21 protein-coding genes and 1 pseudogene are annotated in these 20494 nt (G+C 39.8%); 7 read left to right on the top strand and 15 right to left on the bottom strand.

Features of this window, described 5'->3' with window-relative positions; genetic code table 11:
* Positions 1 to 708 (bottom strand): YveK family protein, encoded by a 708-nt coding sequence (locus tag AC4CV5_RS03720; protein WP_490922097.1) that lies wholly within the window; start codon positions 706 to 708, stop codon positions 1 to 3.
* A 245-nt stretch (positions 709 to 953) separates the two neighbouring features.
* Here AC4CV5_RS03720 and slrR point away from each other — a divergent pair, with 245 nt between their 5' ends.
* The 3 genes and pseudogenes from slrR (at position 954) to AC4CV5_RS03705 (ending at position 3125) form a co-directional block, all read left to right on the top strand.
* A complete protein-coding gene (slrR, locus tag AC4CV5_RS03715; protein ID WP_222142069.1) occupies positions 954 to 1412 on the top strand; it encodes an HTH-type transcriptional regulator SlrR in 459 nt (152 codons plus the stop codon).
* Between the two features lie 74 nt (positions 1413 to 1486).
* On the top strand, positions 1487 to 2956 hold the full coding sequence (pnbA, locus tag AC4CV5_RS03710; protein ID WP_166848141.1) for a para-nitrobenzyl esterase: 1470 nt from the start codon (positions 1487 to 1489) through the stop codon (positions 2954 to 2956).
* A 2-nt stretch (positions 2957 to 2958) separates the two neighbouring features.
* Positions 2959 to 3125 (top strand): annotated as a pseudogene (locus AC4CV5_RS03705) (hypothetical protein).
* 49 nt (positions 3126 to 3174) lie between these two features.
* Here AC4CV5_RS03705 and padC read toward each other — a convergent pair.
* From padC to AC4CV5_RS03680, 5 genes are all read right to left on the bottom strand, one after another.
* Entirely contained in the window at positions 3175 to 3660 is a 486-nt protein-coding gene (gene padC / locus AC4CV5_RS03700; RefSeq protein ID WP_003235304.1) for a phenolic acid decarboxylase, read from the bottom strand.
* 21 nt (positions 3661 to 3681) lie between these two features.
* Positions 3682 to 4137, bottom strand: coding sequence for a DUF3237 domain-containing protein (locus AC4CV5_RS03695; protein ID WP_490922096.1), 456 nt, complete (start codon positions 4135 to 4137; stop codon positions 3682 to 3684).
* A gap of 127 nt (positions 4138 to 4264) precedes the next feature.
* Complete coding sequence (locus AC4CV5_RS03690) at positions 4265 to 4948, bottom strand: aspartate/glutamate racemase family protein (protein WP_490922095.1); 684 nt, start codon at positions 4946 to 4948, stop codon at positions 4265 to 4267.
* A gap of 15 nt (positions 4949 to 4963) precedes the next feature.
* Positions 4964 to 6319: a serine hydrolase gene (locus AC4CV5_RS03685; RefSeq protein WP_490922094.1), complete on the bottom strand. Its 1356-nt coding sequence runs from the start codon at positions 6317 to 6319 to the stop codon at positions 4964 to 4966.
* 147 nt (positions 6320 to 6466) lie between these two features.
* Entirely contained in the window at positions 6467 to 7024 is a 558-nt protein-coding gene (locus AC4CV5_RS03680; RefSeq protein ID WP_166848131.1) for a C1q-like domain-containing protein, read from the bottom strand.
* 597 nt (positions 7025 to 7621) lie between these two features.
* Here AC4CV5_RS03680 and sacB point away from each other — a divergent pair.
* Together sacB and AC4CV5_RS03670 are read left to right on the top strand one after the other, a co-directional pair.
* Entirely contained in the window at positions 7622 to 9043 is a 1422-nt protein-coding gene (gene sacB, locus AC4CV5_RS03675; protein WP_490922093.1) for a levansucrase, read from the top strand.
* A 76-nt stretch (positions 9044 to 9119) separates the two neighbouring features.
* Positions 9120 to 10670 (top strand): glycoside hydrolase family 32 protein, encoded by a 1551-nt coding sequence (locus AC4CV5_RS03670; protein WP_490922092.1) that lies wholly within the window; start codon positions 9120 to 9122, stop codon positions 10668 to 10670.
* 84 nt (positions 10671 to 10754) lie between these two features.
* Here AC4CV5_RS03670 and AC4CV5_RS03665 read toward each other — a convergent pair whose 3' ends face one another.
* Together AC4CV5_RS03665 and AC4CV5_RS03660 are read right to left on the bottom strand one after the other, a co-directional pair.
* Positions 10755 to 13328 (bottom strand): FtsX-like permease family protein, encoded by a 2574-nt coding sequence (locus AC4CV5_RS03665; protein ID WP_166848109.1) that lies wholly within the window; start codon positions 13326 to 13328, stop codon positions 10755 to 10757.
* Positions 13325 to 14074, bottom strand: coding sequence for an ABC transporter ATP-binding protein (locus tag AC4CV5_RS03660; RefSeq protein WP_166848106.1), 750 nt, complete (start codon positions 14072 to 14074; stop codon positions 13325 to 13327). Before AC4CV5_RS03660 ends, AC4CV5_RS03665 begins: the two co-directional genes overlap by 4 nt.
* A gap of 164 nt (positions 14075 to 14238) precedes the next feature.
* Here AC4CV5_RS03660 and AC4CV5_RS03655 point away from each other — a divergent pair, with 164 nt between their 5' ends.
* Positions 14239 to 14913 (top strand): response regulator transcription factor, encoded by a 675-nt coding sequence (locus AC4CV5_RS03655; protein WP_166848103.1) that lies wholly within the window; start codon positions 14239 to 14241, stop codon positions 14911 to 14913.
* A gap of 2 nt (positions 14914 to 14915) precedes the next feature.
* Entirely contained in the window at positions 14916 to 16340 is a 1425-nt protein-coding gene (locus tag AC4CV5_RS03650) for a sensor histidine kinase (RefSeq protein WP_490922091.1), read from the top strand.
* Here the strand turns inward: AC4CV5_RS03650 and AC4CV5_RS03645 are convergent.
* The 7 genes from AC4CV5_RS03645 to AC4CV5_RS03615 all read right to left on the bottom strand — a co-directional run bounded on the left by AC4CV5_RS03645 (position 16328) and on the right by AC4CV5_RS03615 (position 20483).
* Complete coding sequence (locus AC4CV5_RS03645) at positions 16328 to 16738, bottom strand: vitamin K epoxide reductase family protein (RefSeq protein ID WP_052500088.1); 411 nt, start codon at positions 16736 to 16738, stop codon at positions 16328 to 16330. The two genes, AC4CV5_RS03650 and AC4CV5_RS03645, sit on opposite strands and share 13 nt — an antisense overlap.
* A 78-nt stretch (positions 16739 to 16816) precedes the next feature.
* Entirely contained in the window at positions 16817 to 17005 is a 189-nt protein-coding gene (locus AC4CV5_RS03640) for a hypothetical protein (RefSeq protein ID WP_044445617.1), read from the bottom strand.
* Positions 17006 to 17078: 73 nt separating this feature from the next.
* A complete protein-coding gene (locus AC4CV5_RS03635) occupies positions 17079 to 17273 on the bottom strand; it encodes a hypothetical protein (RefSeq protein WP_044445618.1) in 195 nt (64 codons plus the stop codon).
* A gap of 60 nt (positions 17274 to 17333) precedes the next feature.
* A complete protein-coding gene (locus tag AC4CV5_RS03630; protein WP_166848097.1) occupies positions 17334 to 17987 on the bottom strand; it encodes a DsbA family protein in 654 nt (217 codons plus the stop codon).
* Entirely contained in the window at positions 17984 to 18262 is a 279-nt protein-coding gene (locus tag AC4CV5_RS03625; RefSeq protein ID WP_044445620.1) for a hypothetical protein, read from the bottom strand. The genes AC4CV5_RS03630 and AC4CV5_RS03625 overlap by 4 nt, the downstream gene beginning before the upstream one ends.
* Before the next feature lie 17 nt (positions 18263 to 18279).
* Positions 18280 to 20043: an ABC transporter ATP-binding protein gene (locus AC4CV5_RS03620; protein ID WP_175271360.1), complete on the bottom strand. Its 1764-nt coding sequence runs from the start codon at positions 20041 to 20043 to the stop codon at positions 18280 to 18282.
* Complete coding sequence (locus AC4CV5_RS03615; protein ID WP_175271361.1) at positions 20043 to 20483, bottom strand: MauE/DoxX family redox-associated membrane protein; 441 nt, start codon at positions 20481 to 20483, stop codon at positions 20043 to 20045. The genes AC4CV5_RS03620 and AC4CV5_RS03615 overlap by 1 nt, the downstream gene beginning before the upstream one ends.
* Positions 20484 to 20494 lie beyond the last annotated feature (11 nt).

Below are 20494 nucleotides of genomic sequence, written 5' to 3'. Positions count from 1 at the left end.
TCACTCCCCGAAATGTTTTATCCCGCGATTCCGCCCTTTTTGGACATCAGGGACGGAGCCTAAGCATGGCAATCCGGTTCTCTCGCTGAGCTGCCGTGCGCTTTTGCACGTATCATCGAGAAAATGCAGAAAAAATGCCAGTGTAATGCCGCCCATGACAGCAGCGCCAAAAGCCATGACCAGATTTCTCATCCGGGCCGGCTTGATCATTGGGCTTTCAGAAGCCTTCGCCTCTGATAAAATATGCACGCCTTGTACATTCATTCTTTCATCTACTTCTTTTTCAAACTTGTTCACTAATGTGTTCGCAATCTCAGCCGCTATCGCCGGATCGTGGTCCTGAACGGCTACGGTGATAATTTCTGATTCATTTTCACTGCTGGTAACTACTTTTCCTTTCAGCGAGGAAGCCGATTCAGAAAGATGCAATTCCGCCTTGACCTCTTCCATCAAGGCAGTGCTTTTCATAATCGATTGGAACGTGCTGCTGTACTGAAGATTTCGCTGGATGTCACTGAGATTCGAGTTTTCTTCACCGTCTGATTCATGAACCAGCACTTGCGTCGACGCTTGATAAGTCGGTGAAATGACCTTAAATTGCACAAAGCCCGTAATAAGGGTGACGCCGATTGTGAGGAGCAGAATCAGCACGAATCTGTGTCTGACAATCGCATATAATTCTTTAAAACTCATATTCTCCTCATTCATGTGTTCATAGCCTTCAGCCTTCCCGCGGCTGGCTTCCCGCGCCCCTTTCTGTTAATGATTGGATTATAAAAGAAAACTTTATTATTTAAAAATTGCAAAATAAGCCAATAAGTTCTCTTTAGAGAACAAAATCATGATTTTCCTCTTATTTACTGCACTTCCCTTATTATTTTAAATTTTATAAAGAACGAATAATTCCTTATAATGAACAAAATAACGACAGGAATAGAGGAGAATTTCATATCATGATTGGAAGAATTATCCGTTTGTACCGTAAAAGAAAAGGCTATTCTATTAATCAGCTGGCTGTGGAGTCAGGAGTATCTAAATCCTATTTAAGCAAGATTGAAAGAGGCGTTCATACGAATCCATCCGTTCAATTCTTAAAGAAAATTTCCGCTACACTGGAAGTTGAATTAACAGAATTATTCGACGCAGAAACAATGATGTATGAAAAAATCAGCGGCAGTGAAGAAGAATGGCGCGTGCATCTTGTGCAAGCGGTCCAAGCCGGAATGGAAAAGGAAGAGTTGTTCACTTTTACGAACATACTAAAGAAAGAACAGCCTGAAATGGCTTCCTATCGCAACCGCAAACTGACGGAATCCAATATAGAAGAATGGAAAGCGCTGATGGCAGAAGCAAGAGAAATCGGCTTGACCGTCCAGGAAGTCAAGTCCTTTTTCAAAACGATGGGAAGATAGATTTTGGCTAAGGGTAAACGTTCGCATCTGCAGACTAAATCTGTTTATAATGGGGGAAAAAGGGAGAGAGTGCGATGTCTCATAAAACAGTAACAACTCAATACGGCAAAGTAAAAGGCACAACAGAAAACGGCGTACATAAATGGAAAGGCATCCCCTATGCCAAACCTCCTGTCGGGCCATTGCGTTTTAAAGCACCGGAACCTCCTGAAGCGTGGGAGAACGAACTGGACGCAACAGCATACGGCTCTATTTGCCCGCAGCCGTCTGATTTGCTGTCACTTTCGTATACTGAGCTGCCCCGCCAGTCTGAGGATTGCTTGTATATCAATGTATTTGCGCCTGATACTCCAAGTCAAAACCTGCCTGTCATGGTATGGATTCACGGCGGCGCTTTTTATCTTGGAGCGGGCAGTGAGCCATTATATGATGGGTCAAGACTTGCGGCGCAGGGAGAAGTCATTGTCGTTACACTGAATTATCGTCTGGGGCCGTTTGGATTTTTACATTTGTCTTCGTTTGATGAGACGTATTCCGATAACCTTGGGCTTTTGGACCAAGCCGCCGCACTGAAATGGGTGCGAGACAATATCTCAGCATTTGGCGGTGATCCGGATAACGTAACAGTATTTGGAGAATCAGCAGGCGGCATGAGCATTGCCGCGCTGCTCGCAATGCCTGCGGCAAAAGGCCTGTTCCAGAAAGCAATCATGGAAAGTGGCGCTTCCAGAACGATGACAAAAGAAAAAGCGGCTAGCACCGCGGCAGCCTTTTTAGAGGTCCTTGGGATTGACGAGAGCCAATTGGACAGGTTGCATACTGTATCTGCGGAAGATTTGCTTAAAGCGGCCGATCAGCTTCGGAAAGCAGAAAATGAAAATCTCTTTCAGCTGTTCTTCCAGCCCGCCCTTGATCCGAAAACGCTGCCTGCTGAACCAGAAAAAGCGATCGCAGAAGGTGCTGCTGCCGGCATTCCGCTGTTAATCGGAACAAACCGCGATGAAGGATATTTATTTTTCACCCCGGACTCAGACGTTCATTCTCAGGAAACGTTTGATGCCGCGCTTGTGTATTTATTAGGGCAGCCGCTGGCAGAGAAAGCCGCCGATCTGTATCCGCGTTCGCTGGAAAGCCAAATTCATATGATGACTGATTTGTTATTTTGGCGCCCGGCCGTCGCCTATGCCTCCGCACAGTCCCATTACGCGCCTGTCTGGATGTACCGATTCGATTGGCACTCTGATAAGCCGCCGTATAATAAAGCGTTTCACGCATTAGAGCTTCCTTTTGTTTTCGGAAATCTGGACGGGTTAGAACGGATGGCAAAAGCAGAGATTACGGATGAAGTGAAACAGCTCTCTCACACCATACAATCAGCATGGATCACGTTCGCCAAAACAGGGAACCCAAGCACTGAAGATGTAAAATGGCCGGCGTATCATGAGGAAACAAGAGAGACGCTGATTTTAGATTCAGAGATTGCGATTGAAAACGACCCTGAAGCTGAAAAAAGGCAGAAACTATTCCCTTCACAAGGAGAATAAACATGGGGAAAACAGGATACATTGGTGCTGTCATCGTTGTGGCAGCTTGTCTTATCATTTTGTCAGCAGTGGTGTTTTACGGGACACCGCCTATTACCAGCCCATCCGCTGGACTGGAATCATACTGTTTTTCGGGGGAATTGTGATGGTTCCCGAATATACAGCATAAAGAAAACCCGGGAAAGAGAAGTAATTCTCTTTCCCGGGTTTTTTGTTTTTTACAGTTTTCCCGCGCGAATATCGTCTGTCATTCCTTCATAAGGAGCTTTCGAAATCACTTCTTCATTGTCGGCTCCCTCATTTTTCAGAAATGTAATCTCCGCAAATTCAGGTACAACGTATTTTGGGTATGTTTCATATTTTTCGCGTGATTCTTTCATCAGATCAATGTGGTCATTTTGATAGCAGACTGTAATTTCAGGATGTTCATGCACCCATTTTGGGAAGAAAATAATGCCGTGCATGCGTTTTTCATTCGGCATAAAGTTTAATGAAACATCTGTCCCTGTCGGCTCTGTCCAAGACACTTTATATACGCCTTCTGTCAGTTTGACAATATTAACTTCCTGATCCCGAACCCAGCGTCCGGCAACCATTCCGCTATGAATTCTATAATCTATTGTATGGTCGTTTTTAATATAGATCTCGTATTCCCATCCGTTTTCATAAGTATAAATCATGTGGCTTCCGATAAAGTTTTCCATCTTTCACACTCTCCTTAGTCTTTACTGTACTTCATAAATGTCTAGTCGAACGTAATCAGGGGTTCTTTCTGCGGAACCGATAAACAAGCGGTCATGCAGCCATTGATAAGCTGCACTGCCTGTTTCAAATGTTGGCACCGTACGGAAATAAACATGCTCCGGATCAATAATTTCCCCAGCCGCGGCTTGTTTTCGAAACGGCTCGCTGACTTGTCTTATTCCATTGTTTTCAATGTAAATCAGTTCATGATCTGCTGTTTCGATTACATACCTGGCAGATAAATCTGTTCTGCCGTCAGCACGAATGATTTGTGAATCGGCACCGCCCGGCAAAATACGCCCCTTTATTTCCCCGGTTATTGTTCCCGAACGAATCGGGATTAATCGTCTCAGTCCCAGGCCTGTCTCACCAATGGTAATAGGCGGATCAACCCTGATTTCTAAAGAGGCGAATGGTTTTAAAACCGGCTTATTCATGAGCACCACCTCGCCTTCAGAAAAATCATGTAACTATTTACATGTTTACTTTAACACCATCGAATGTAACTGTCAAACAATAGGACATAAAAAAACAAGGATTGTCTGAGACAGTCCTTGTTTGAAGCTAGATTTGATAGTCAAGATATGTGCTGACAGTGCTTTTTGCAAGACAGTCAGAGGAATCTATAATCGGAATCTCACTTTGAATATGATCTAACACCGCATTTAAATCCGTGCAGGCCGAAATGATAATATCTGCATCCTGGCAGATTTCTTCATATAGCTTCTGCCACAATGCTTGTGTATGCTGCATATGATTAGGCTGTTTGATTGCGGCAATGAGTTGATTCACAGCCTGCTGCCAATGGTCCTTGTGAACAACTTCTTGTCCATTTGCCTTCAGCCCTTTTTGGTAAATGGCAGATTGGATGGTTGAATCTGTTCCTAAAACCACCGCTTGTTTTGCAGAATGCGGAATCTCTTTTATCGTTTCCTCAATGATATGCAACAAAGGAACCGACAATGCCTGCTGAATCTCATCATAGTACACATGTGCCGTATTACAGGGCAAAGCAATAAAATCAACGCCTGTCTTCTCGAGCTTTACCGCTCCTTCAATAATCGCTCTTTTCATCTCATCATGATCAATGGGGCGTTCTGCATAGAATGGCGTCGGGCAAGAATAGATCATCATGTGCGGATAGTCGATATCGTTTGATGCCCCATACAGCTTCTGACAGTAATCAATCACCTTATCAATAAACGGCGAGGTCGATTTTGGCCCCATTCCGGCTAATATTCCGATCATCAAATTCATTCCTTTCTAATTCGTGCGGACCGCTTCTTCTTCTGTGCCATCCTCATAGAGGATAAAGCTTTTCGCAGCATCATCACCTAACATAAATTCGATTTCTACAGACAATGATCGCAGAAAGAAACGGGTTGCCGAGGAGGGGAATAACTCCAGTCTCAGTTGCCCGGTAATCTCCAAATAAAGCCGTTCATTCTCGGTTGTCACCCGTGCAGCCGTCCCATCCTGAAACGAGTAGCTGCCAACATAGCGGCTGTATATTGCCGTATCAATTGCTTTTTTCTTTTTATCAGCAGGGCGTTCTGGGATCTCATATGGCTGGTCAAAAAGAATATTTTCCGCCGCCTTCAGAATCGATTGTTCATATACAGCATCTTCTTCCTTATTGCTCAAATAGATCAGCGTTTTATGATGATCAATATACCGAATCATCATAGTCGAATAGCCGGGCCAGCTTCCGTTATGGCTGAGAATCCGCCCGTATTTAGGACTATTATGCAGCACCCAGCCAAATCCGTAATCGAAAGTTTCTCCATTATTCAGCCGCACAGGAGAAAACGCAGCTTCCTTAGAAGCTTTGCTGATCAAATCATCCTGATATAAAGCCTGATCAAGTCGAAATAAATCGCTTGTGACAGAATTCACCATACCATCTCCCTGTATTCCATCCAAATACACAACATATTTGGTTTCCTCCAGAACATCAGGAAGAACGTACTTTCCAGAATGCACATCATACACATATCCATATGCATAGTCATTAATCTGCTCAGGACGCAGTCTCCTGTTATACACCCTGGTGTTCGTCATGCTGACCGGGGTAAAAATGTTTTGTTTCAGAAAATCTGCATAGCTCATGCCGGAAGCTTTTTCAATTAGAACTGCCAGAAGCACATACCCCGTATTGCTGTACAGCCAGCCTTCATTCGGCGCAAAGTAGCCGGGCGGCTTCTCCTTCATCAGCATATCAACAACATCCTGATTTACCGCAATCTTGTTTTGGTCCCAATTGACAAGAAACCAGTCAATATAATCTGGAAGCCCTGACGTATGATTCAATAAGTGCCGAATCGTGACGCCCTGATACGGAAAACCCGGCAGCCAGCGCTCCACTTTATCTTCATATCCAAGAATCCCTTTCTCCTCCAGCAATATGATCCCCAAAGCTGTAAAAGGCTTTGACAACGACGCTAACTCAAACAAAGAGTTCGTTTTCAAGGGGCGTTTTTCCATCAATTCTGCATAACCGAAAGAGTGATGATATAAAATATCGCCATCCTCCGCAGCCAGAACCGTCCCGTTGAACTGATGTCTTTCGCCTAATGTCTCAAATAACGTCTTGAGATGCTTCCTTTTAGTCTGCTTCATTCCTCCACCTCCCATATCTCTGTACGTTACTAAGCTATTAACGTTTCAAACATTTTGAAAATAACAAAAAAAGCTGATCATTCCTCAAATAGGAAAAATCAACTTTAATATAGCGGCTTAGATCTACATGAATCAAATATCCCCTTTTTACGAAGTCAGAGAAGGAACTCTAGCGGCTGCAAAACGAGTTCTCGTAGTCGCTTGAATTGTACCGGCGGCCGTACTTCTCATTGCAACTGTCACCGTATCTCCGGCGTTTAACTGAAGAATTTCCGTAATGGCTACGACTGCCGGGAGATTCCCTGCTTGAGTTTCATTATTTCCGCCTACTACATCTTGATTCACGAGAAATACGACTTCTAAGTTGAAGTCAACATTCGCATTCGCTTGAAACTCAACTGATGCATTAAGAGAATATACGCCTGCTGTTCTCGGTGAAAATGTAGATGTGTCGGGGTTATATTCATTCGCCAAATCAAATTGCTCATTTTGAAATAAGACTCCGCTAGCTGCATTTGCAGCCACTGGCAAATTCATATTGCTCGTGGCTCTGAAAGCAGAAATAGGCTGGTTAGTAATTGGTACGAAGGACTGGTTTTGTTGAGAGGTTGGGGTGTTTCCATATCTGCCTTGCATGACACTTGGTGATAAAAGAGGTTCCGGTCGTTCGTTCCTCTTAATCCATTTTGATGGCCGTGGCGGCATGACTTTTTCCTCCTTAAAAATCTTTCGCTTCTATCATTTGTTGGCTAACCAATACATTATTATATTGGTCGTTACTGACATTGAAACGGTATCTGCCCGACTGTGCTCAAAAATAGAAATGACAGCAGCAAGTTCCCAAAACGAATTACTGGCTTTTGATCCAAGATTAATTTCAAGGCATGGTTCAACAAGGATGATCATTTTCTGAATCATCACTCAAAAGGTAACTTTATGCCCATGCATCAGGCGTTATAAAAAATACAGAGAATGAAAAGAAATAGCCATCCGTATTAGTTCTTTAGACCTGTAACTTTTAAATCCCTTTATGATATTCTATCAAACAAAAGAGGAAAATAGACCAGTTGTAATCCAAACGAGAGTCTAATAGAATGATGTCGAAAAGTAAATCACGCAGGTTTGTTACTGATAAAGCAGGCAAGACCTAAAATGTGTAAAGGGCAAAGTGTATTCTTTGGCGTCACCCCTTACATATTTTAGGTCTTTTTTTATTGTGCGTAACTGACCTGCCATCTTCAAACAGGAGGGCCGGAAGAAGCAGACCGCTAACACAGTACATACAAAAAGGAGACATGAACGATGAACATCAAAAAGTTTGCAAAACAAGCAACAGTATTAACCTTTACTACTGCACTGCTGGCAGGAGGCGCAACTCAAGCGTTTGCGAAAGAAACGAACCAAAAACCGTATAAGGAAACGTATGGCATTACCCATATCACCCGCCATGATATGCTGCAAATCCCTGAACAGCAAAAAAATGAAAAATATCAAGTGCCTGAATTCGATCCGTCCACAATTAAAAATATCTCTTCTGCAAAAGGCCTGGACGTTTGGGACAGCTGGCCATTACAAAACGCTGATGGCACAGTCGCAAACTATCACGGCTACCACATCGTCTTTGCATTAGCCGGAGACCCTAAAAATGCGGATGATACATCTATTTACATGTTCTATCAAAAAGTCGGCGAAACTTCTATTGATAGCTGGAAAAACGCTGGCCGCGTCTTTAAAGACAGCGACAAATTCGATGCAAATGATTCAATCCTGAAAGAACAAACACAAGAATGGTCTGGTTCAGCTACATTTACATCTGACGGAAAAATCCGTTTATTCTACACTGATTTCTCCGGTAAACATTACGGTAAACAAACACTGACAACTGCACAAGTTAACGTATCAACGTCAGACAGCTCTCTGAACATCAACGGTGTAGAGGATTATAAATCAATCTTTGACGGTGACGGCAAAACATATCAAAATGTACAGCAGTTTATCGATGAAGGCAACTACAGCTCAGGTGATAACCATACGCTGAGAGATCCTCACTACGTAGAAGATAAAGGCCACAAATACTTAGTATTTGAAGCAAACACTGGAACTGAAGATGGCTACCAAGGCGAAGAATCTTTATTTAACAAAGCATACTATGGCAAAAGCACATCATTCTTCCGTCAAGAAAGTAAAAAGCTTCTGCAAAGCGATAAAAAACGCACGGCTGAATTAGCAAACGGCGCGCTCGGCATCATTGAGCTAAACGATGACTACACTCTGAAAAAAGTGATGAAACCGCTGATTGCATCTAACACAGTCACAGATGAAATCGAACGCGCGAACGTCTTTAAAATGAATGGCAAATGGTATCTGTTCACAGACTCCCGCGGATCAAAAATGACAATCGACGGCATCACATCTAATGACATTTACATGCTTGGTTATGTTTCAGATTCCTTAACTGGCCCATACAAGCCGCTGAACAAAACAGGCCTTGTGTTAAAAATGGATCTTGATCCTAACGATGTAACCTTTACTTATTCACACTTCGCTGTGCCTCAAGCTGAAGGAAACAATGTCGTGATTACAAGCTACATGACAAACAGAGGCTTCTATGCAGACAAACAATCAACATTTGCACCAAGCTTCCTGTTGAACATCAAAGGCAAGAAAACATCTGTTGTAAAAGACAGCATCCTTGAACAAGGACAATTGACAGTTAACAAATAAAAACGCAAAAGAAAATGCCGATATCCTATTGGCATTTTCTTTTATTTCTTATCAACATCATAAAGGTGAATCCCATATGAACTATAAAAAAACAGGCAAATGGCTAACCGTATTCCTGACCTTTTTAGGAATATTGCTGTTTATCAACTTATTGCCAAACGAAGAACCTGTCAAAAAAACTAAATCAACACTTAAGCCGAACTACCGGGCGGCATATCATTTTACGACGCCAGATAAATGGAAAAATGATCCCCAAAAACCGATCTATTTTGATGGACAGTACCATTATTTCTATCTGTATAACCGAGATTACCCAAAAGGTAACGGCACAGAATGGCGCCATGCCGTATCAGAGGATTTGGTGCATTGGACTGATGAAGGCGTGGCGATTCCGAAATATACAAATCCAGACGGCGACATTTGGACCGGTTCTGTCGTGATCGATAAAGAAAACACAGCCGGATTCGGAAAAAACGCGCTTGTCGCGATTGTGACACAGCCTTCAGCCAAAGACAAAAAGCAGGAGCAACATTTGTGGTACAGCACAGACAAAGGAAAATCATTCAAGCCTTACAGTGATAACCCTATTATGCCTAATCCGGGCACAGACGACTTCAGAGACCCGAAAGTCATATGGGATGACCAGGACAACAAATGGGTAATGGTCATGGCTGAAGGAACAAAAATCGGCTTTTATGAATCCGATAATCTAAAGGACTGGCGTTACACAAGCGGATTCTTCGCAGAGCAGGCGGGAATTTTGGAATGCCCCGACCTCTACATGATGCGGGCAAGCGATGGAACGAATAAGTGGGTTCTCGGCGCCAGCGCGAACGGCAAACCGTGGGGCAAACCAAATACGTACGCCTACTGGACCGGAGGCTTCGACGGAAAAGAATTTACAGCGGATCAAACCGCACCGCAATGGCTTGACTACGGCTTTGACTGGTACGGCGGGGTGACGTTCGAAGACGGTAAAAGCACAGATCCATTAGAAAAGCGTTATGCGCTTGCCTGGATGAACAATTGGGATTACGCCAACAACACACCGACAATGAAGAATGGCTTTAACGGCACAGATTCTGTCATACGTGAACTCCGGCTGCGGGAGGAAGATGGCATATACAGCCTCGTCTCACAGCCGACCGAAGCTTTGGAGCAGCTGACCGTTTCAACTGACAAAGTAGAGGATCAAGATGTGAACGGATCAAAAACACTGTCGATCACAGGTGATACGTACCAGCTTGATATGGATCTTTCTTGGTCAGAGCTGAAAAATGCAGGCGTCAGACTAAGAGAATCGGAAGACCAAAAACGCCATATTGATGTCGGCATTTTTGCCGAAGGCGGCTATGCATATGTCAACAGAGCGGCCACAAATCAGCCTGACAAAAGCAATACTTATGTTGAAAGCCAAGCTCCTTACGATGTAAGCAAACAGAAGGCGCATTTGAAAATTCTTGTCGATAAAACAACGATAGAAGTATTTGTCGGCGACGGGAAAACCGTTTTTTCAAATGAAGTGTTCCCAAAACCTGAAGATAAAGGCATGACTCTTTATTCTGAAGGCGGCACAGCCTCATTCAGAAATATAACGGTGAAACATTTGGATGCGATTCATGAATAAAAACAGGTGCAGCGCTTGCTGCACCTGTTTAATTTTCTAACTTTTAATTCAAATAAAGGAAGCTAAATCAGATGTTTTTTAAAATTAATCTTCAAAGACTGCTCTAATTAAATTACTTTTTGAAAGCCACAAGGCAGAAGGAAGAGTAGATAAAATCCCGAGTAACGGACTTATTAATAATATGATAAGGATGACCATATACGGAATTTCAAGATTATTTACATCTAAAGCTGATAATAAGTTGTAACCCAATACGATACTTGAAATTAACCCCATTATACTTCCCGCTACAGAAATAACAATCCCTTCATATAAAGCGAGTCGAACAATTTGCCATGGCTTACCTCCTATTGCTCTCATCATCGCAAACTCCTTTTTACTTTCCCTTAAATTGCTTGCCATACTATTCATTAAGCCAACAAGAGCAATTAAGGTGATGATAAACACGCTGCTTCCCAATAATACAATGCGCTGTTTGTACTGTTGATAAAATTTATCCATTTCTTCTTTTCTATCATACAAAATGGTATCTTGATATTGTGGGTTTTCCAGCAATTTCTCAATACTCGCCTTTATATGACCTTTTTCACTTTGATCCTTAATATTAAAAAATATTTGTTCTGTTTTTTGAAGATGAAATAACTCGTTTAATGTATTCTCATTAGTAAAGAATCTCAAATCTTCATCAGGCAAAATAGGTACTTCATCAACCACACCGACAACACGTAATGTAAATGGCTTCTTGCCAGAAACTTCACTTAAATCATCTGGTTCCAATGTGACTACATCTCCAACTCGGAACCCAATGTCCTCAGAGAATTGTTTTGTAATGACTGCTTCATAATCTCTAAGATGATCAATCCGGCCTTTCACAATGTCAAAAGGAATGATGTTTTGTACTTTTTCCAAATTCAGTCCGCCCACACTCGTTAAAATTTCTTTTTTTCCGTTTATCGTCATAAATTGCCCGTTCCAGTTTGAATCTACTCTTTTTATATCTAAATTTATAGTATGTGTTAATATGCTTGTTTGGACTGGAATTGCTTCAACTCCGTTCGTATTATCAAGTTGTTTTATAATAGAAGAAGAGAAACCTGGTTCATATGAGGCTTCGGTAGCCTGTATTACATAATCAAGCGGATATTGTTTTGATATTGTTTTTTCTGTTTGACTGACAACAGCTTGCAAAATCATAAACCCAACTAATCCAACAATAACTGCTAACGTTAATACTCTGGCAATTTGCTGACTTCTTCTCATCCTTTTCAGAGCATTTCTTCCGGCAATCATGCTTTCCATTTGATAAAACGGCCTTAAGAGAAAAGTAAGTACCGTTACAATGATCCTCAATATTACAGGAGTCATCACAAACATGATGAGTACAAATGATACACCCAACAGAATACTGAAGCTTCCACTTCCTCCACTTTTATGCACTGAAAATGTCATAATTGCCAGCAAGAGCAAAATCATGGTCAGAGCGATAATGGTTCTTTTTGAATCTGCTTTACTTTCACTAATTTTTTGGCTGTATGCAGCTATAGGAGAAAGTCTGCTAGTCGATAAAGCTGGTATTGTTGCTGCTAATACAGTCAAAAGAATGCTTCCAAAAAACGAAATGATTATACTTATTGCCGGGATTGATATTGATTGGATGGAATAGCCTATAAATTGTTCAGCAATATTGGACAAGGAGTAACATAGTACAGTACCTGTAACCGTTCCCAATAATGCAGCCATAATACCTATCAGCAAAGCCTCCCAGATGACCATATAAAACAATTGGGCAGGCTTTCCCCCTAATAGTCTTAATGTTGCTAATTCTTTTTGTCTTTCTTGAACTGACATTTGCAATGTACTGACTACGATTAAAAGGCTGCCTAACAAGACTGTAATTGATAAACCATTGACAATGGGTTTTAACCCACCCAGTTGTTCTTTCTCTGTCATCATCGCCTTGCGTTTATCAATGGATATACCTTCAAAATGCTCCTTTAAATCCTCTATCACTTTTTGTTTATCTGCTGATTGATCCAATTTCATCATGACTGCCGTTGCTTTATTTTGATTATGAGTTTGTGCTGCGATCCAATCATAATCAAAAATGAAGATATTATTTAATTGTTCTCTTTCATTCAAAATACCTGAAACACGTACTTTTACATCTTTCCCTGGAGGAAAAGGTAAACTAATTTCAGAATGAATATCCAATCCCTTAGATTTTGCATATCGAGCCGGGATCACCACTTCCTTAGACTGCGGAAATTCACCTTTATCAATGGAAACCAGCGGGTGCTCCATAGCCAATTGATTATGTTTAAAGCCTATATAAACAGGCTGGGCTGCAACAGCTGCTGGCATATTTTCGCTTGCATACGGAAAAAGCATCGGTGTTATTTGATTTACATCTGGAAATCCTTTTATCGTTTGCAGATCGTTCGCACTCAGTTTTTTGGTTGAACCGTTATAACCTGAAATTAAATCGAAATTACCGTACTTTTCCAATACTGATTTCTCATTTGATTGTTCTAAAGTTGCCATCATGATTTGCGAAATAATGAGCAGCATAACTCCAAGACTAATACCGATCACAGCAAATAAAGACCTGGCTCTTCTTGCTTTTAAAAATCGCCAAGCTAATTGAGCAGTTAATTTCATGCGTATACATCCTCTAATCTTTTAGTGATATGGCTTAAATTCACTTTAGGAGTCGCAGTCAGCTGAATATCTCCTGCTAATTCCCCATCCTTCATAAATACAATCCGATGAGCATGTGAAGCCACATTTGCATCATGCGTCACCATGATAAGCGATTGGTTTTTCGTATCGCAAAAGTGTCGAAGAATTGTTAAAATATCATTACCAGTTTTTGTATCAAGACTTCCAGTTGGTTCATCTGCTAATACGATACTAGGTTCCATAATAAGCGCTCTTGCAATTGCAACCCGCTGCTGCTGTCCTCCTGACATCTCGGACGGATAAGAAGAAGCGAGTCTTCCAATCCCTAATAATTGCAGCAAATCATTTGCCTTTTTATTTACAGACTTATCTTTCTTTCCAGCAAGGAGTATAGGCAGCGTCACATTCTCCTCTGCTGTAAGCACAGGAATCAAATTAAACAACTGAAAAATAAAACCGATATTATCTCTTCTGAGTTGTGTAATTTGGGACTCATTACAATGAGATAAATGAATACCGTCTAGTGTGACTTCTCCTGAAGTTGGTTTATCTAGCCCTGACAGCATATTTAATAACGTAGACTTTCCAGAACCACTAGGACCCATAATAGCTGTAAATTCACCTTTTTTTATATCCAAATCAATATTTTTCAGTGCAAAAAATTGGTTTGCGCCCTCTCCATATGACTTTGATAACTTTTTGGTTTGAAGGACTGAAGTTCTCATGTTTTTCACCTCATTTTATATTTCAAATTCATTTTAAATAATTAAACTCAATAGGGCGTTAATAAAATATCAATAAAATATCAAGATTTATTTATGCATATTCCGCAATTACAAAAAAACCGTCATAATGTTATTCAGGAACAAAACAGAAAGGAATGTCGATAATGAAAGAAACTATTTTAGTCGTCGATGATGATGCGGAAATTATTGAACTGATGAAAGACTTTCTGGAGATCGAGAATTACAATGTCCTAACAGCATTTAATGGAGAACAAGCCCTCTCCATTGTCAACAAACAAGAGGTCGACTGTATCCTACTGGATGTAATGATGCCGGGGGAATCAGGCTTTACGATATGCAAGAAAGTAAGAGAAGTAAAGGATGTCCCTATCTTATTTTTAAGCGCCAAAGAGGATCCAACCGATAAAATCAGAGGATTAAGTGTCGGCGGTGATGATTATATTGTAAAAACGGCAACACCAGGTGAGATTGTAGCCAGAATCAAAGCAGTGAGACGGCGTTCCGGACAGCAAAAACCCGGACACTCATTCAACGGCCTTACAATTGATTACTTATCCCGTGAAGTACATAAACACGGAAGAAAAGTCTCCCTAACCTCAAAGGAATTTGACTTATTATCTCTGCTTAGCAGACATCCCCATCAAGTATTTACGCACGATCAAATTATCCAACTTATATGGGGAGAGCATTATAGTGACCCGCATACAGTAAGGGTATTTATCGCTAGAATCAGAGAAAAAATTGAAGAAACCCCCTCTCAACCACGCTGGATACTAACTGTCTGGGGTGTCGGATACAAATTTGCGGAGGGAGCCTAAACATGTTAAAGGGGCATAAAAAAAGAAGAATGACAATAAAAAAATGGCTGTTTCTCTTCATTATTGCATTTATTTTGCTCCCCATACTTACTACAAAAATGGCCGTCCATTTTTATAATGAATCAAAAACAAATTCTATTGAAATAGAGGATATAATGCCTTGGCTGCAACAAAACATTCTAAGTGAGCCGGAAAATTGGAACAAAAAAGAGTGGCAAAAACAAATACGTTCTAAAACTGATGAGCTTCATATAGGGATACGTTTGCTGAACAAAGATCAAAAAGTCTTATTTTCAACAGTAGAAGAACCACATAATCATCAGATTACAAAAATAGGGCAAACAGCAGATTACTCAGTTGGAAGTACAAACTTTCTTCTTGAAGAATATTATGTATATAAGAAAAAAAAACTCGCAGGCATTTTATATGTTCAAGATAAAAGGCCTGCCCTGCAAGCTTTCGATGGCCATGAAAACAGTTTTCTAGAACAGTATGGAGGGGTGTTCATCGCATTATTTGTTCTCCTGATGCTTTTTGTGACAGCTGCATGGTTTATGAATAAACATGTGTTAATTCCATTGATAGCACTGGAGAAAACATCTCAGCTCATTTCAAAGCAGGATTTCAATTTTTCTCTTCCTTCTTCACGTGTGACAGAAATTCATGAAGTATCAAACGGGTTTAAGTCCATGCAGCTGCAGCTAAAGACATCATTAGCCAAACAACAATCTCTTGAAAACGAAAGAAAATTGTTTATTGCTTCTATCGTTCATGATTTACGAACCCCAATATTTACAATTCGGGGATATCTAGAAATAATAGAAAAGCAAATACACCAAAACCCTGAAAAAGCAAAGAAATACATTCTGACATGCAGAAATAAAGCGGATATGTTGAATCATTTAGTGTCAGACCTATTCTCGTATACGAAGCTAGAATTTTATAAAGAAAAACCAAATGTAGAGTATGTAAATCTAAACCGTTTACTTGACGATTACTTGAACGGTTACTCTGCAATATTAGAGGAAAAGGGAATTCGTCTCATAAAATCAATTCCTGAAGCTAATACATTTGTTTATGCAGATCCCAGACTTTTTTCCAGAGCTTTTTACAACATAGTAGACAATGCGATAAGATTTTCTTTTGAAAACAGTGACATTTATGTTTCGCTGTTTGAAGAGAAAAAATATGCTGTCATTGCCATTCGGGATAAAGGAAAAGGGCTGCATGAGTCTGAGTTAGACCAGATTTTTACGCCGCTCTACAGAGGAGAAAGTTCTCGCAATCGAAAAACAGGAGGAGCCGGATTGGGCTTAGCAATAAGTAAAGAAATTTTAGAAGTGCATGGAGGTCAAATTACGGCAGAAAACCACCATAAGCAAGGGGCCGTTTTCAAACTGTATTTGCCTTTACCTCATAAATCATGATTCATTTTCAAATGTTCTTTTGACTGCTGCTTAATATAAAGAAAGAATAATAAAGAAATAACTGTAAACGAAAGCATACAATAAAAGCATAGAGCTTGAATATAAAATAAGGATACATACATTAAGTAGATAGAAAACAACCAGCCGATAGCTGTCAGAAAAAGCAGCAATTTATGTTTTAGCCTTTTATTCATATTTAACATCTCGATATTAAAAAGCATCACATATCCTACTATACCAATTAATGATACCGGCACATTCCCAATCATAGAATATTTACTATTGTTCACAGCATCACACCCATTTGTCGGACAAAAGTAAACTGACCCTGTACTCCACTTACTTATCAAGAGATAAGTAGACAGTACAATTCCAATGAGCAATAACGTTTTTTTCATAGTTGCTGCTTCCTTTCTGTTATAGAATAAAGAAAGAGCGGTGATTTTAACACACCGCTCTTTATCTTTTTATTATACTTACGGCGTACATCTGTCACCTTTAATTGTTGTACAAATACAACTTGTGCGTGTTGACGTTGTCACCAAGACATATTTTCTATCAGAATCATCTAGCGTCCAGTTTTCTGTACCCCAGCCGCCGCATCCTTGAATAAGCTCTTCTGCTGCACCGAATTCGATTAAAGAAGGTTGTGAGTATGCTTTCATTAACGTACACGTCCTTTTCCAATATTTTTTGTCCAATGCTGCAAGGAAGTAATTGTACTACATTTTGTTTACATTACAATACTGGTGTGCATTTTGTTCCAGATAAGCTAGTGCAGATACACAGCTTTCGGCCGCCAGTAGTCATCCATACATATTTTGAATCAGAATCATCCATTGACCAGTTTTCAACACCCCAGCCGCCGCATCCTTGAATAAGCTCTTCTGCTGTACCAAATTCAATTAAAGAAGGTTGACTATACGTTTTCATTTTCATATCTCCCCCATAAATAAAATTTAATATATTTAATGCTGAATACAGCATTGGACACTAAGTTACTTTCTTCAATTCTGAATCTAATGTCTCTTTAAACTCTTTAGCAGATGGAGCTCCATAAATGATTTTTGTCCCTATTATTAAAATTGGAGTCCCCTGAAAACCTAACTTTTTAAATTCTGCTTTTGTTTTTCTTATTTCTTCTTTCGTTTCCTCATGATCTAAATCATCGTTGAACTCGTCTTTATCTAGCCCAATTTGATCAGCTAACATCTTATATAAATCAGATGGATCATCTGTTTTACCCAATTTAGACGCATTATCGAATAATAATCTGCTCATATCCCAAAACCGGTCTTGATTTTCTGCTGCAATGGCGGCTGCAGATGATTCGTATGCGTTTTTATGTTCTTCCATTGGTATATGTTTAAAAATATACCTTACAAGCTGTTTATCAATATAATTTTCTTTAAACTTCATGTTTACCAAATCGTCATTTAGAATCTTGCAAGCTTGACATCCATAATCTGAAAATACAATCACATTTATCTTAGCTTTTGAATCGCCTTCTGATGATCCTGTATTCACTTCAAAATTATTTGCATTAATTTCCTGGCTATTGGAAGTGACATTTCCAGTGAAAAACAACTGATAGATAAATATACCTGCTATAAATAAAATACTGAAAGGAATGATGAATCGTTTCAATTTGGCTCATTCCTCCTTCTCGATATCCATAAAACCCCTCCTGTAATACCGCTCAATATGAGTAGCCCTACTGAGGATAATAAGTATGCGTCTTGATTCTGATCATTTTGTAATTGGTTCATCAGCTGATCAACCTCTGTCCCGGATTTTTGATCATCTTCTATTAAACTATCTGTTGCTTTAATCGTTTCTTGTTTCTTTTGATAAAACATAAACCCGGAAATAAGACTGCCTACTAAAAATAAAAGACATACAGATATGAGTAGTTTACGCATTTTTATCTCCTTATTATTTAGTTTACTTCAGCCAGTTCAGTATTATTTTGCGTATGGTATAGTTCCCGGTAGAGCCCTTCTTCCTCCATGAGCCGTTCGTGGGTTCCGGCTTGTACAATTTCTCCTTTATCTAATACATAGATCCTATCACTAGATTGGGTGACAGACATTCGATGAGCAATCGTTATAACTGTTCTGCCTTTTGTTAACTCATTCAAGGCATTTTGCACAATATACTGGGACTTTGAATCAAGTGAAGATGTGGCTTCATCAAGAATAAGAATACTAGGGTTTTGCAAGATGGCTCTGGCAATCGCAATTCGCTGTTTTTCTCCACCTGAAAGCTTATATCCCCGTTCTCCGACTATCGTGTCATAACCATCAGGTAAACCTATAATTTTCTCATGTATATACGCTTGTTTCGCCGCTTTATGGACCTCTTCAATTGAAGCATTTGGATTTCCTAACATGATATTTTCTTTAATAGAAGTATGTAGCAAGTACACTTCTTGAGAAATCATTCCTATATACTTTGATATATAATCAGAACTTATTCTCTCTAGATCATGACCATCTATATAAACCCCACCTTTATCCGGTTTATATAATCTCGTCAATAAATAGGCAATTGTTGTTTTTCCAGAACCGCTAAATCCTACTATTGAAACTTTTGAACCTGCCGGTATGCGGATCGATAAATTTTTAAGTGTTTGTTCTTCTTTTTTGTAACTAAACGTGACATCGCGCAATTCGATATTCCCTTTTATATCGTGAATAATAATTGGATCTTTTGGTTCCTCTAGTTCTGGCTTCATATCAAGATATTCAAAAAATCGTTCGAACGTAATTTTTGCGCTTTGAAGCATGATGCCGATACGTCCCACTTCCTGAATGGGATTAAATAGAGAAGCAATGTACCCTGATAATGCAACTGCCATACCGGCGCTAATTTCAAAAGGACCACCAGGTCTTCCAAACCAGTAGACAAACAAAGGAGCAATAATAGCTGCTAAAGCGAGCAGATTATCAAAAATAGAGCCTAATAATTTTTGTTTTAGTGTTAGCTTATTGATTTCTAGTACTACATTCTTAAATGTTTCAAAAGTTTGCCGGCGTCTTCCAAATATCTTATTTAGAATTACGCCATTAATGCTGATATTTTCTGTAAGAAAAGAATTCATGAAGGAAATGTTAGTAATAAGTTTTTTGCTATATTTATAAGCAAATCTCCCAATTAAAGGCATAGGAAGAAAGAACAAAGGGATCAAAAGCAATATAACTATCGAAAGCTTCCAGCTAATCGCTACCATTGCAATGAAAGTGACTACCAAAGATAATGCTGTTTGTGAAGTATAAACAATAGGTTTAAAGACTGTATTGGCTATACTTTCAGCCTCGTTCGTTAAACGTGAGGTGATTTCACCTATTTTCGTATCAGTGAAAAATCGTATAGATTGCTGATAAAGTTTACGGAAAAGTCCCTCTCTTACATTGAAAATAATCTGATTTGTGAAAATTGTGATGAGGATATCTTGAACAACATGCATTACAATTTGGCATATCCCAATTGCCAGAAGAATCATGATTAACTTTTCTAACCCAAACTTGCTTGTCCCTGAAAAGCCTTTATCAATGATTTCAGCAACAATAATCGGCGTAATTGGGCTTAGTATAGACTGGACAAGTATAGTAAAAATGATAAAGGAGAGAAGCCCCCACTTTTTTCCTGCTAGAGAAAAAACTCGTTTCCAAGTGAAAGAGCCATTCATTTGTGTAGTCATCACTGTAACATCTCCCTTATCACTTCATTAACATTCAAAGAGATAAGAGCCGCTAACAATACTGTATATCCCAGGTTAAACATTACTTTTTTTGCTGAAATCTTTTCGGGTGCATGCAATCCAAAACAGCCACAGCCGAACGGCAGAGTTTGATTAAGCTTTAAGGACATCAGCAGTAAAAACATCAGTTGCAGCAATATGCCAATGAGTAATCCCACTACTCGAAATGATTCTGCAATAATCATCATTCCTACCACTAGTTCAACCGGACCTATTAAAGCAGCCAGAAAAAGAGTAAACGTTCCTTTGAAAAACAGATGGTAACTTTCAATAACCCTTCCAAAAGCATATGGATTTTTTAATTTTCCAATGCTGCTTTTGATGAAAACAAAACCTGCTCCTATATACAAAACATTCATAAGTATCTCATTCAGTAACATCATGAGTCCTC

Source organism: Bacillus sp. NS1 (assembly GCF_058248265.1).
This window is presented reverse-complemented; position numbering and strand designations above follow the sequence as displayed.